Source organism: Sporolactobacillus pectinivorans (assembly GCF_002802965.1).
Classification (GTDB): Bacteria; Bacillota; Bacilli; order Bacillales; family Sporolactobacillaceae; genus Sporolactobacillus; species Sporolactobacillus pectinivorans.
Genome location: NZ_NXGA01000001.1, coordinates 1,175,232 through 1,189,031 on the forward strand (window position 1 = coordinate 1,175,232; position 13,800 = coordinate 1,189,031).

At 46.9% G+C, this 13,800-nt stretch carries 9 protein-coding genes and 1 pseudogene; 8 read left to right on the forward strand and 2 right to left on the reverse strand.

What is annotated here, in order from left to right; translation table 11 throughout:
- The first annotated feature begins 24 nt into the window (after positions 1-24).
- Entirely contained in the window at positions 25-1,758 is a 1,734-nt protein-coding gene (locus COP04_RS05720) for an ABC transporter ATP-binding protein (RefSeq protein ID WP_100487106.1), read from the forward strand.
- Positions 1,730-2,560 (forward strand): energy-coupling factor transporter transmembrane component T family protein, encoded by an 831-nt coding sequence (locus COP04_RS05725; RefSeq protein WP_100487107.1) that lies wholly within the window; start codon positions 1,730-1,732, stop codon positions 2,558-2,560. Before COP04_RS05720 ends, COP04_RS05725 begins: the two co-directional genes overlap by 29 nt.
- A 165-nt stretch (positions 2,561-2,725) precedes the next feature.
- Here COP04_RS05725 and COP04_RS05730 read toward each other — a convergent pair.
- Positions 2,726-3,627: pseudogene (locus COP04_RS05730) on the reverse strand (aldo/keto reductase).
- Positions 3,628-3,741: 114 nt separating this feature from the next.
- The gene (locus COP04_RS05735) at positions 3,742-4,335 is read right to left on the reverse strand and encodes a DNA alkylation repair protein (protein WP_100487108.1); all 594 of its coding nucleotides are present in this window, start codon (positions 4,333-4,335) and stop codon (positions 3,742-3,744) included.
- A 264-nt stretch (positions 4,336-4,599) separates the two neighbouring features.
- Here COP04_RS05735 and COP04_RS05740 point away from each other — a divergent pair, with 264 nt between their 5' ends.
- The 6 genes from COP04_RS05740 to COP04_RS05765 all read left to right on the forward strand — a co-directional run bounded on the left by COP04_RS05740 (position 4,600) and on the right by COP04_RS05765 (position 13,718).
- Positions 4,600-6,954, forward strand: coding sequence for a YfhO family protein (locus COP04_RS05740; RefSeq protein ID WP_100487109.1), 2,355 nt, complete (start codon positions 4,600-4,602; stop codon positions 6,952-6,954).
- Positions 6,955-7,150: 196 nt separating this feature from the next.
- Positions 7,151-8,212, forward strand: coding sequence for a PTS sugar transporter subunit IIC (locus tag COP04_RS05745; protein ID WP_239984774.1), 1,062 nt, complete (start codon positions 7,151-7,153; stop codon positions 8,210-8,212).
- 664 nt (positions 8,213-8,876) lie between these two features.
- Positions 8,877-9,458 carry a competence protein ComK gene (locus COP04_RS05750; protein WP_100487110.1) on the forward strand — a complete coding sequence of 194 codons (582 nt, stop codon included), beginning with the start codon at positions 8,877-8,879 and terminating at the stop codon, positions 9,456-9,458.
- Positions 9,459-9,976: 518 nt separating this feature from the next.
- A complete protein-coding gene (locus tag COP04_RS05755) occupies positions 9,977-11,860 on the forward strand; it encodes a putative bifunctional diguanylate cyclase/phosphodiesterase (protein ID WP_239984775.1) in 1,884 nt (627 codons plus the stop codon).
- Positions 11,861-11,998: 138 nt separating this feature from the next.
- The gene (locus COP04_RS05760; protein ID WP_100487111.1) at positions 11,999-12,670 is read left to right on the forward strand and encodes an MtnX-like HAD-IB family phosphatase; all 672 of its coding nucleotides are present in this window, start codon (positions 11,999-12,001) and stop codon (positions 12,668-12,670) included.
- Positions 12,657-13,718 carry an iron-containing alcohol dehydrogenase family protein gene (locus tag COP04_RS05765; RefSeq protein WP_100487112.1) on the forward strand — a complete coding sequence of 354 codons (1,062 nt, stop codon included), beginning with the start codon at positions 12,657-12,659 and terminating at the stop codon, positions 13,716-13,718. The genes COP04_RS05760 and COP04_RS05765 overlap by 14 nt, the downstream gene beginning before the upstream one ends.
- Positions 13,719-13,800: the final 82 nt, after the last annotated feature.

Below are 13,800 nucleotides of genomic sequence, written 5' to 3' on the forward strand. Positions count from 1 at the left end.
GTACTGCTATGCGAAAGGAAACTCATGAGCAAAGCGATCGTTTCGTTTGAACATTTCAGCTATAAATATAATAGTCAGGAAAGTCCGACTCTGATAGATATCAATCTGAAGATCCATGTGGGGGAGAAGGTGCTGATAACCGGGCCTTCCGGTTCGGGAAAGAGTACACTCGGCTACTGTATCAATGGACTGATTCCAGAGGCCTTTAAGGGAGAAACCGATGGATCTGTCAAAGTGTCCGGACATGAAACAAAAGCTTTGGGTATTTTTGATCTGTCAAAGATCGTCGGGACAGTTCTTCAGGATACCGATGCGCAATTCATCGGGCTGACGGTCGGAGAGGATATTGCTTTCGCGCTCGAGAATGACGAAGTGCCGCTGCCCGAAATGAAAAATCGGGTGTTACTGGCCGCAAAGCGGGTTGGCATGGAAAACTTTCTGGAGCAGTCGCCGCATGAGCTTTCGGGTGGCCAGAAACAGCGCGTTACCATGGCAGGCGTACTTGTTGATCCAGTGCGTGTCCTGCTTTTTGATGAACCGCTGGCCAATCTCGATCCGGCCTCCGGAGCACAAACGATGCAGCTCATTGACCGTATTAACAAAGAAAGCGGTCTGACCGTTATTATTGTTGAACACCGGCTGGAAGAAGTGCTGCAGATCAATCCCGACCGGATTATTGTCATGGCGGATGGCCGCATCGTCGCCGATGAACCGCCGGATCGACTGCTCTCAACTGACGTGCTGCAGCAGAACGGTATACGTGAACCTCTGTATCTATCGGCCGTGAAACGGTCAGGGGTGACAGTGACTCCTGACCTGCATCCGGCTGGTCTTGATCGGATGGAGATGGATAAGATCAGAGAGCCATTGAAACAATGGCTGAGTAAGACGATCCCGGACACTGAGCCAAATCAGTCGACAGAAATTCTGAATCTGGATCATCTCTCTTTTCATTACAGCACCGGCAACAACGTTCTCAAGGATGTCTCGTTCTCAGTCAAAAAGGGCGAGCGCGTTGCGATTGTCGGCAAAAACGGTGCCGGCAAGTCGACGCTGACAAAGCTTCTTTGTGGTCTGGAACGTCCTGATAGCGGCACATTGTCTTTTTTCGGCACGGATATGGGTGAATGGACAATTAAAGAACGTTCGCAGCATATTGGCCTGGTCATGCAGGATCCAAATCAGATGCTCTCGCAGCAAATGATTTTTGAAGAAGTGGCTCTTGGGCTGCGCATCCGCGGCATCGAACCGGATGAGATCAGGTGGCGAGTTCATGAAACTTTGAAAATCTGCGGCCTTTATCCTTACCGTAATTGGCCTGTTTCCGCTCTCAGTTTCGGTCAAAAGAAGCGTGTGACGATCGCATCGATACTTGTCCTTCGACCGGAAGTTATCATTCTGGACGAACCAACAGCAGGACAGGACTACTACCATTATACAGAAATCATGAATTTTCTGGATAGGCTGAACGAGCAGGGTATGACGATTCTCATGATCACACACGATATGCATCTGATGCTTGAATACACGGACCGTGCGATCGTGATGGCGGACGGAGCCAAGATTGCCGATGAGCTTCCGTCAGAACTTTTGTCCGACCAGACAATTGCAGAGCGGGCGAACCTGAGAACGACATCGCTTTTCGGGTTGGCAGAACGGGCGGGTATCCCGGATCCGGCCGCGTTTGTTGAACACTTTATCCTCAGTGAAAGAGAGGAGCGGTCTCATCATGAAAGTGCAGATGCTCAGCTACATTGACCGGCCGACCCCGATCCACAGGATGACCGGCGCCTCCAAGATGATCTGTTTTCTAATCTGGTCGATAATCGGGATGAGTACTTATGATACGTGGATACTGATCTTCATGGTGATCACAGGGCTTGCTGTTTTTAAATTGTCAAAAATCCGGTTCCGTGAAATTTCGTTCGTACTGGCTTTTATCCTAATTTTTCTGTTGCTTAATGACCTGGCAATCTATGGATTTTCACCGCAACAGGGCGTGCTGATCTATGGAACCCGGCATGTTATGCTGCAGCTGCCCGGATACTATTCTCTGACTTTGGAGCAGCTGTTTTATGAGTTTAATATCAGTTTAAAATATTTTTCGATGATTCCATTCGCACTTCTATTTATTGTTACAACACAGCCGAGTGAGTTTGCGGCTTCGCTAAATAAAATCGGCGTCAGTTACCGAATTGCGTATTCTGTTGCGATCACGCTCCGCTACATTCCTGACATTCAACGTGATTATTATGAAATCGCTCAGGCACAGCAGGCGAGAGGCATCGATCTTTCAAAAAAAGCAAAGATCGGCAACAGGATCAAAAATGCGGCAGCTATTATTCTTCCACTGGTTTTTTCCAGCCTCGGACGAATTGAAACGATCAGCAACGGAATGGAGCTGCGCGGTTTTGGGAAAAAAAAGAAACGGACGTGGTACAGTGCCCGGCCGTTTGCACTCCGGGATTATCTGGGTATCGGCTTTTCAGCTGCTCTGTTGATTCTCTCAGTTGTTCTGATGGTGCTCCGCAGCAGCCGCTATTACAATCCCTTTCAGTAATAAAAAGATCCTTTCTTTTTTTGGGGAAGGGATCTTTTTACGTCCGAACAATCAGACTGAGTATTTGTGTCGCACCTGTACCGTCAAGCTAAATATCCGCATTATCTATCCGCCGCGCACGATCATGACAAAAAATTAGAAACAAAGCTATATTCTGTTGCCACTTTAGACAATATCGAGCGGCACTTTATGTTCCGGGCGCGGAAAAGCACGATCGAGCGCCTGCTGTTCCTCGCTGGACAAGACTACGGCTGCGGCCTCTGCATTTTCGATCACGTGGGTGAGCTGCCCGGCTTTTGGAATTGCAATGACACCGTCTGATTCTGCCTGGTGGATACACCAGGCGAGCAGGAGCTGAAGTGGTGAAATTTGGTGTGCAGCGGCAATCCGGTTCACTGACGAATCCGAAACGAGACGGCGCTTGAGTGATCCGGCTTCGGCGAGCGGACAATAGGCCATAATAGGCATTTGGTGCGCACGCTGCCAGGGAAGAAGGTCCACTTCAATGCCGCGGGAGCCAAGGTGGTAAAGCACCTGATTAACAGCGCAGTTTTCACCATCAGGCCTGCCCAACAAGTATTTCATATCATCGTTGTCAAAATTTGAGACACCCCAGCGCAGGATTTTGCCGCTTTTTTTCAATGCCTGCATGCCCTTAATCGTTTCCTCGATTGGTATGGTACCTTTCCAGTGCAAGAGATACAGATCAAGATGATCGGTGTCCAGACGACGGAGACTATTTTCACAGGCTTCTTCCAGATCCTTCCGACTCCCGTGGCTCGGCAGTGCTTTACTGACGAGAAAAATCTGATCCCTCTGATCGCTTCACCGACGACATTCTCTGATTTTCCATACCCGTACAGTTCTGCGGTGTCGATTAAGGTCATACCAAGACGGACCCCGAGTCTCAATGATTCAACCTCTGCCTGACGCTTTGACGGATCGTCACCCATGTGCCAAGTCCCCTGACCGATCGCTGGTATACGCGTCCCGTCGGCCAGTGTCACAGTGCGGCCAAGTACCGCTTTCCTGATTTTTTCTACCTCATCTTTATTGATCTGAACCATCAGCCCTCATCTCCTGATAAATTTTTTCACTGAACTGGACCGGAAAAGGAAGCTGCTCATGAAACGGTTGAGTATTGGAATGTGCCTGTCAAATCTTCTCCCAGCGTATATGAGTTACTGATACCTGTTAATCCATTTCAGGCCCTCTCTCCGGCTGAGCGGCATCAGTTTGTGCGAACGAATAAACTGTTTGACGGTCTCCGGCGCTGTTTTTGAATATTCGCGCAGTGCCCAGCTGATTGCTTTCTGGAGGAAAAACTCATCTGAATGCGCATGGATCATAATATAACGGAAGAGCCGATCTTCATCAGTATCAGTTTTGTACTTAAGCTGAAAAAGAAGGGCTGTCCGGTTCAGCCAGATATTACGGTCCGCTATCCATTTCTCGGCATGCGTAACTATCAGCCTTTTCAGCATTGGAACATGCTCTGCATCCAGATTTTTTCCTAGTTTCCCCAAGAGATCAAGGCCGGCCTGCTGATATTCACGTTGAGGAAACGCCCACAGTGCAGCCATTACTTCAGGCAGTCGCTCAAAGTCCGGAAGCCCGTTATCTGATAAAAATTTCTTGAACAGCGCACGCCGCAGAGGTGTTTGGATACCTAAAAAAGCGAACTGATTACGCATATAGCGTGTCATCGGTCCGGCAAGATCCGGATTTTGGTTTTCTTCAAACAGCTGAACCAGAGGCTTGAGATAATCCGGCATCAGTCTTCCACCTTTTCCAAAGATTTTTTGCATACATATCGGCTGCAAAATGGGTGCGGCACCCGAATGGAGCATTTTCCGGCGAATCAATTTATTGATAGCCAGCTTTTTGCCGGCAGCACGGCTGGTTGAATAACAGAAATCTGCCTGATTTTATAGCCACCGGGTTTCGAAATTCTGCTGTTTCATGCATAATTAGAGTATAGCCCGTTTTTTAGATTACGAGAATCATTCGGGGCTTTTGCGTAAGGAGTCTGTCCATTCATGGTACCTGCCTGGTTAAAAAAAATATGCCGCTCGGATTATTTTAAGGTTTTTCTGCTCTGTCTTCTGACTTCAGGGTTGATGTTTCTGCCCTCAATTATAGCTAACAAGGGATTGTTTTCACTAGTTGGTGATTTTAATTATCAGCAGATACCTTTCAACATATTAAGCAACCGCGCAATCAAAAGCGGCGATATTTTTTGGAATTGGTACACGGATCTTGGGAGCAGTTTTATCGGGTCTTATAGTTTCTATACACTGGGCAGTCCGTTCTTCTGGCTCAGCCTGATCTTTCCTCCGTTTGCCTTTCCTTATATCGTTGGTCCGCTATTCATGCTGAAATTCTGTGTAGCGGGGCTGACGTCATACGCCTATATCCGCCGTTATGTGAAAAACGGAAATTATGCGATCATCGGTGCACTGCTTTACGCTTTCTCGGGATTTTCCGATGTCAATCTGATGTTCAACCATTTTCAGGACGTGATCGCGTTCTTCCCGCTGCTGCTTCTCGGGCTGGACCGGCTGGTTGCTGATAAAAAATCCGGTTGGTTTGCCTTGGCAGTCGCACTCAATGCCACTGTGAACTTCTTTTTTTTCATGGGCGAAATTGTTTTTCTGATCCTGTATTTCTGCATCCGTTTCCTGACTGAGGATTTTAGAAAAACGATCCGCAGGCTGCCTGTTGTGATTTGGGAAGGGGCGCTCGGAGTCGGTATGGCCTGTTTCCTTTTCTTCCCCGCCGTACTTTTCACACTCCAGAATCCCCGTCTGGATTCGTTCCTTTACGGACCGAGTGCGTTAACTTTTGACGGCGCCCGATACCTGGAAATCGTTAAGGCTTTTCTGATGCCGGCCGATATTATGCCTTATCAGTCGGTTATTTTTCCTTCCGATTTTACATCGAGCGGTGCCTATCTGCCGCTGTTCGGACCGGCAGCTGTTGTCAGCTTTATGCTCTGGAAAAGGAAAAGTTGGATGAGCCGGATGATGCTTGCTGCGGCGGTCATGGCTTGTGTTCCGCTGCTGAACAGCCTGTTCTACATGCTGAATGCGTCATACTATGCGCGCTGGTTTTACATGCCGGTGCTGATCATGGCGCTGATGACAGCCGTTGTTCTAGAAAAAAGGCAGGAAGTGAAAATCAAAAACGGCATTCTGGTCACCGGGGTGGCGAGTGCGCTCCTTGCCGCGTTTCTTCTGTTCTATCCGTGGAGTTTGAGCGAAAAAAATGCTGTTTTCCATCTTGACCTTTTTCTTTTCTATCTGCTCATGACAGCAGCCGGTTTGGCTGCTGCCTACTTTCTCGTCTGCCGTTTTAAAAATTTCAGGCACTGGATGCTGGTCACGATGGCGGCTGTTGGCTTTTTTTCGTCAGGATTGGGACTGTTTTACATTTCCGTTATCCATTCAGTTTATAATTACCAGGGGCCTCAGGAAACGTATAATACTGTTGTAAAAAGCGGGCAGATGCTGAAAAAAGTGCTTCCGAAGAGCGAAGATTACCGAATCGGCATCAGTGACGGCGGGTGGAATCTGCCGATGGTCTCCGGAACGCCGACAGTAAACTCATTTACAAGCATGGTTAACGGGTCTATTTTTCAATTCTATCAATCAATCGGCTCTCCGCGTGATGTGAAAACAGTGATTCCCGATGGTGCCGACGGGCTTAAACCGCTGCTCTCTGAACGTTTTTATATTGATACAGTGCGGCATACGGACATGCCGCTCTATGCTCAATTCAATAACGGGACGAACACTATTTATGTCTATGAAAATCAAAATGTCCTTCCGATTGGTTTTACATATGATAACTATATGACGGAAGCGCAGTTCAACAGCATTCCCGTGGAGAACAGGAATTTTGCCATGCTTAAAGCAGTTGTCTTATCCGGCAGTGAAGTGAAGCATGCCCGGAAAGTATTAAAGCCGATTTCCGATATGCAGCTCTATGAGATGAGCGGACAAAGTATCCGCCAGAGTGTTGCGGCACGGGGACGGGAATCTTCCAGCTATTTTCATCATGATAACCGAGGATTTACCTCCAAAATAAAAGCGGATCGGGCAAAATACGCATTTTTCAGCGTGCCTTATGACAAAGGTTGGAGTGCCGCAGTCAACGGCAAACCTGTCACGATTCTAAATACAGACGGATTTATGATTGTTCCTGTGAATAAAGGGAATAATTTGATTCGTTTTACTTATCACACGCCGGGTCTTGTGCAGGGATTGTTCTTGACCCTGCTTTCCGGTTCCTGCTTCTTGCTCTGGGTGTTCCGCGGTCAATTATTATTCAGACGAAAAATGACCCCGCCGGTTACCGGAAAAGATGAAGAAATTCAAACCTCTAAAATATAAACAAATGATTCTGCAGCTCAGCTGCAGATTATTTTTGAATTATTGGCATGAAACTTTCTTTTTTTTCATAAAATGCTTTAGCGATTAAACGCGTTCTATCGACAAAATAAAAAATTATTGATAAAATAGCAAACACAGGCCTTTCAGGCGATCAAAAAATAGAGACTGCAAACAGAAGGATGGAGAGTGTTGAAACTTGGTTGAAAAGAAAACAGAGAAAATCACCACGAAAATATTTGTTAACAATGTGCTGACGGGGCTGGCGATGGGTATCGTCGCCGGGCTGATCCCGTCGGCGCTGCTCAGTGAAATCTGCAAGGCGCTGCTGACCCGGATGCCGGTTTTTGGGAGCATTCTGCAGATTGTGACGACGATAACGGTTGCCGTGCCGCTCCTGATCGGTGCGGCGGTCGCTTACAGATTCGGGCTGAAACCGATTCCCCTTGTCGCTGTCGCTTCAGCAACATTCATCGGTTCCGGTGTATTGAAATTTACGCCGCAGGGCATCACTGCCGTTCCGATCGGCGACCTGATCAATGCGCTGATCACAGTTAGCCTGGCCGTTGGTCTGGTTTTGCTGATCGGCGACAGACTGAAAGCTTTTGCTCCGCTGCTTTTGCCGACCATTGTCTGTGTCGTCGCCGGAGGCATTGGGCTCGCTATTTTGCCTTATGTGCGGACGATTACGTTGGGTATCGGGCACGTTGTTGACAGTTATTTCGCTTTGGCGCCGGTTCTGATGGGGCTCCTTGTCGCTGTCAGCTTTTCAATACTGATTGTGTCGCCCATTTCAACCGTTGCGGTCGCAACCGCAATCAGTATGCATGGCGTGGCTTCCGGAGCCGGGAACCTCGGCGTCGTAGCTGCGGCTGTCGGGATGTTTATCGGCGGGCTGCATGTCAATCCGATAGGCCTTTCGCTTTCAGCGCTGCTCGGCACACCGAAAATTATGATCGCAGCGATTATCCGAAAACCGAAAATTGTGGTTCCGATCATGCTGAATGCAGCGCTGCTCGGGATCTTTGGTGTACTGTTTCAGATCAAGGGGACACCGATCAGCGCCGGGTTCGGATTTTCAGGGCTGGTCGGTCCGATCAATGCAGTAAAATTTATGCCGGGCGGTCCGACCGTTGCCAATCTGATGATCATTGGTCTGGTGTTCATTGTCCTGCCTTTTGCTGCCGGAATTTTCTTTGAGTGGTTCTGCCGTAAAGTCCTGCACCTCTACAAAGCCGAAGATTACGGAACACAGGGCTGAACCAGGGATCAAAATTAACTATTATTTACACAGGTCGTTAACTGAGAAAACTCGGTTTTTTATTGCTGAGATGAATCAGTGTCTCGGGCGACCCCCGTTGTAAAAAGGTGCTATAAAATTAATAATTAGCGAAAATCATGCGAACAAATAGCTTGAACAAGGGTTTGGAGCGAGCCTTGGGAAAAAGTTGTGACCTCTACTTCTTAGTTAAAAGACTAAGAAGCAAGTAAGCAACGTTCCTGGAAGCTCGGTACTTAAGTGCCGATGTAGTTCACTTTCACTGACCGCGGAGAAACCTTCCCGGTCTTTAAATTTGAAAACTTTTTGAACGACAGGGACAAAAAGGTCCGTTTATTCAGATTTTTTCTGAAATGATCTTTGTATTATCAGATATTTTATGTATAATTATTTTTGTAAACGATTAAATAAGGCCTATTAGCATAAAACACAAGCCTCATCTTCCCTCTTCTGAAGAAAGTTCCCTTGAGTCCCCATTGTCCGAACGAAATTCAATCATCTTATCAATCGGTCTGCTGCAGCTCTATTTTCGATCGAAAATGTTGATCCTGTGCCGCACCGGCTGAACAATACATCCGTTCCTGTTTCCATGAGAGGCCGAACGGAAATCATTCACCCACATAACCCATTGTAAAGGAGCAAAAAGATGGAAAAAGTGAACCAGTACATGATCAGGCAGGAGACGATGGCGCTATTGCCCCGTGATGCCGAAGACGGAAGCCTGCAAACTTATGTCATTGAAGAAGACCGCGTGATGATTGTTTCAAAGACACCGTTTGAAATCATTCAGAATTCATGCAGCTATTTCGGCGTGACTTATGCCGGCAGAAAGCGGGGCGCGGTGTCAATGGGTTATAAAAGCATGCCTCCGATCTGCATTTGCAGCGAGCTGGGTATTTATTTTTTCCCGCTGATGTCTGAAACGAACCGGAGCTGCATCTGGCTTTCTCATTCGCATATTGAAAACTGGCAGAATCTTGAGAAGAAAGGTGTGCTGGTACATCTGACCCATGGACGGATGATCAAAATGCCGTTCAACGTCAATGTTTTTAGAATAAAAGTAATGCGAACGGCGCAATATCGCCATCAGATGCGTGTGCGGGTGGCGCAGCCTCACGCTTTTATCAGCAAGGAACCTGTCTCCAAAGCATATCTGTCCGGTGAACTCATGGTGAATGAACGGGGCACGTACTTTGTCGGCCCGGCCCAGGAGAGTGGCGAGGCATAATCACGCCTCCATTCAAGGCGCGTTGCTTCGGTAAAATTTAAAAGATGGCCATGTTAAAGTTCAATGCTGGTTTCGCCACGCCGTTGATTGGAACGGAAGGTGCGCGACCCCCGCGGGAACAGTGAGCGCATGGAGCGAGAATCAATGGACTAGTTTAACAAAAAAAATACAAGGCAAGAACCTGATTAAGCCAGCCTGAACGGCCGAATGTTACCCGTGACAGGCTGGTTTTTCACTCTGTTGGTTGACACAAAACTCTTTAATCTCTTGATTTTTCTGGGCATTTGTTTAGAATTTTTATAAGAGAGCAATCGTTTAGTTACATATCAATACGATATTTTTCCCGGTTGATGGGATGATGCCCGTTTGTTCCTATAAACTTTAACCGAACTGATCGATCAGAGCAGGAGTTTCATGCGGCGGTGGTTTTCTCAGATCTCCGGTCTATAAACAAACTATTAATTTCCTCTGTTATAGATAATGTGCGCTCATTCTTCAATTGAAATGGATCTATGCCAATGACGAAATTACAAAAGAACGAAAAGGGCGGGCGCCGTGCGATGATTCGTATTATGGATCGGGTGATGCTTCCAGGCAATAATGTTTCAGCAGCTTTAAAAATTTCTCTGGTGGGAATCATTTATCTGTTGGCGGAGGGGCTGATTATGTTCCGCTCAGCCGACTGGTTTCTTGTCTGTGTCCTAATGCAGGGGCAGATGCTCATTTCCGTTTATCTGGCGCTGCGTTACATCCGGTCCGGATACATGGCTGCCCTCGGGTTAAATATCGTCGCCGTCATTCAGGAAATTCATCTGGTGATGATCAACCGGCCGAATGCAAGTTTTTTTTTCATATTTTACATAGACATCATTTTGGCGATATCCCTGATTACTTATTATGCCATGCGCAGCCATAAAATTTATCAGGAAGCACTTCGGCAGAAGGAGGAGATTTCTGTAGCATACTACCGGGCAGCGGTCTCCGAAGAACAGCTCTGGAAGAAAAACCGGGAGCTTGAATCCTCAAATCAGGTCATTAACCGGGACAAACAGGAGATGTACAGGCTGGCCAATATCGATCCGCTGACTCAGCTTCCGAACCGGCGGATGCTTCAGAGAAGGCTGGATGAAATAGGAAAAGAGGCGAAAGAACAAAACCGTTCGTTTGCTCTTGTCTTCATTGATCTTGACAACTTTAAAAATGTTAATGATACACTGGGCCATCAGGCCGGCGATGAACTGATTCGTTACATGGCCTTCAACCTTAGCAGACTGACACATACTGCCGACATGCTCGGGCATTTTGGGGGGGACGAGTTTGTACTGATTATTCGGCGCGCTCTTCAAAAAGAGGAAATTATGTCCTATATCCGCAGATTGGCTGCCATGCTGAAAAAACCGGCAGTTCTTGGTAACATGAAAATTGCTGTCAGTGCAAGCTTTGGCATCGCTATGTTCCCGCAGGATTCCCCCCATGTTTCTGAACTGCTGAGGTTTGCCGACTCGGCGATGTATCAATCCAAAAGGGATGGCAAGAACCGGATCCGTTTTTTTGAAAAATCGCTGCTTGACGACTTGATGAATGAAACAAAACTGGTCCAAGGTTTGAAATCTGCTATTCAAAACCGGGAGTTGTATCTTGTTTTACAGCCGCAGTATTTTGCGGAAGGTGGGGAGCTCAGGGGATTTGAAGTGTTAATCCGATGGAAATCCCTGAAATTTGGCTTTGTTTCACCGACGAGGTTTGTTCGGCTTGCCGAGAAAAACGGAATGATTCTGCAGATCGGCGAATGGGCGTTGAAACAAACATGTCTCATGATGAAAAATCTTGAGAGACAATATGGCTGCAGTGTTAAGCTTGCAGTCAATGTGTCAGCTGTCCAGGCGATGGAACCGGACTTTGTGGGGACTGTGGCCAGAATTCTGAATGAAACAGGATTTGATCCCCATCATCTGGAAATTGAAATCACAGAAACCGCCTTCTCCAACTCAATGAATCCGGTCCACCAGATGATCGCCGGACTTCATGAGCTGGGAGTCGTTGTTGCACTGGATGACTTTGGAACAGGATATTCATCACTCAGCTATCTTCAACAGCTGCCGTTCGATCTTGTGAAGATTGATAAAACGTTTATAGACAAAATTGGCCTTGATCTTCAAAGTAATCAGTTTGTCAGCACGATTATTTCCATGGTGCATCAGATGAATATCCCTGTCCTTGCCGAAGGCGTAGAGACTGAGCAACAGCGGGATTTTCTCAGACTTAAAAACTGTGACTTGATTCAGGGTTACCTTTATGGCAAACCAATGTCGGTCAGTTCAGTCCGCGAATTGTTGGACCGCCTTAAAAATAAGGCCACAAAGAAGTCGATTGATCAGAATTTTTCAGCTAAAAAGGACTGACTCGGGGCAGATTAAGGACATGTTGCCAAACTTTCATTACTTTGACATATTGGCTGCGTTTGCAAGACGAACCCGTCTCAATCCTTTTTGCTATACTGAATCTGTAATATAACAGATTGGAAAAAGGAGAATTATTGTATGACAAAACGATTCCTTTTTTTATCGGATTTTGATGGCACACTTTCAGAGAAAGATTTTTTCCATGTCATTATTGATCGTCATTTTCAAAAAGAGAGCGAGAAACTCTATGCGGATTGGGATAATAAAGTCATGACCGATCTGGAGTATCTGAGCCGTCTGTTTGGGTCAATCGGGCGGGATGAAGCCGGTATTGACGAGGATATCGATCAGATTCCGTTCGATCCGGATGCGAAAAGAGTGATTGAACATGTCCGGAAACTGGGCGGTGACTTTATTGTGATCAGCGCGGGCACCGATTATTACATCAAGCGGCTATTTAACCGCTACGGCATCCATGACGTGCCGATTATTTCTAACCCGGGTGAGTACAGGGATCGCGGTATCCGTCTGAATGTCGATCCTGCCGGACGCTATTATTCAAAACTGTATGGCATTGATAAGGAAAAAGTAGCGCACGATCTCATGAAGGATTACGATACAGTCTTTTTTGCCGGAGACAGCCTTCCAGATCTGAAAGCGGCGCTGCTTGCTGATACGATTTTTGCAAAAGGAAAATTACAGGGGCTGCTGGACAGCGAAAACCGGAGCTATGTTCCAATCTGCAGTTTTGCCGACATTGAAAATTATTTAGTCAGCCATGAGGAGGCATTAGAAAATGGCAGCCGATAACCATCAGATTGTCGTTCCGACGTTGCTTGATGTGAGAAAGGGAAATTTATCGGAAATCGGCCAGCTGCTTGGCCGTCATAACTTCAAGAAAGTGGTTGTTTTCTTCGGCCAGGGATTAACAGATCTTTTGGGCGATAAGGTTTTTCAGTCATTGAAGAAAAGCAGTATCGATGTGCTGAAGACCGCTGAAATCACTGATATTGACATTGACGATGTGGTCGATCATGCTTTTCAGCTGCCTTTTCAGACGGAAGCCGTCATTGGAATTGGAGGGGGAAAGGCGCTGGATGCGGCAAAGTATACAGCTTTGCTTAGAAAATGGCCGTTCATCAGTATTCCGACATCGATGTCAAATGATGGTTTTTCCAGTTCCAATACATCGCTGACCATCCACGGACGCCGGATATCAGTTCACGCCAAGATGCCTTACGGGATTCTCATTGATATTGACGTGATCAAGAGTGCACCGGAATGCTTTATTTATTCCGGTGTCGGTGATCTGGTTTCGAAAATTACCGCTGCCGAGGACTGGATTTTTGAGGAAAAAAACGGAAAGACGAGAGTGGATGATTGCGCGCTGATGCTGTCAAAGAAAGCGGTAAACAGTTTTGTACGTACCGATTTCGGCACGATCAAGGATGATCTCTTCCTGAAAGAACTGGCGGATTCGCTGACTATGGCCGGCATTTCGATGGAAATTGCAGGCAGCAGCGCACCGACAAGCGGCAGCGAACATCTGATGTCGCATGCACTGGATACGTATTCGAAGCATCCACAGCTGCATGGTGTCCAGGTGGGCATTGCAAGCTACCTGATGAGCAAAGTGCAGAATCATCGCTTTGAACGAATTACGAAAGTGCTGAAAGGCACCGGTTTCTTTGATTTTGCCAAAACAGTTGGCATGACAACAGATGATTTTGACTTGGCGATTGACAAAGCCCCGGAAATGAAACCGATGCGTTACACTTATCTCCATGTTCAGAATTATCGCGATCTGGCGCATAAAATTTTGCATGAGGATCCGATCCTTCAGGACGTTTTGAAATAAAAATGAATCTGTATTTGTTAGGTCTACGGGTGCATTGCAGAAAATCCCAATGCAGGGTATAATTTTCATTGGATCACTTGAG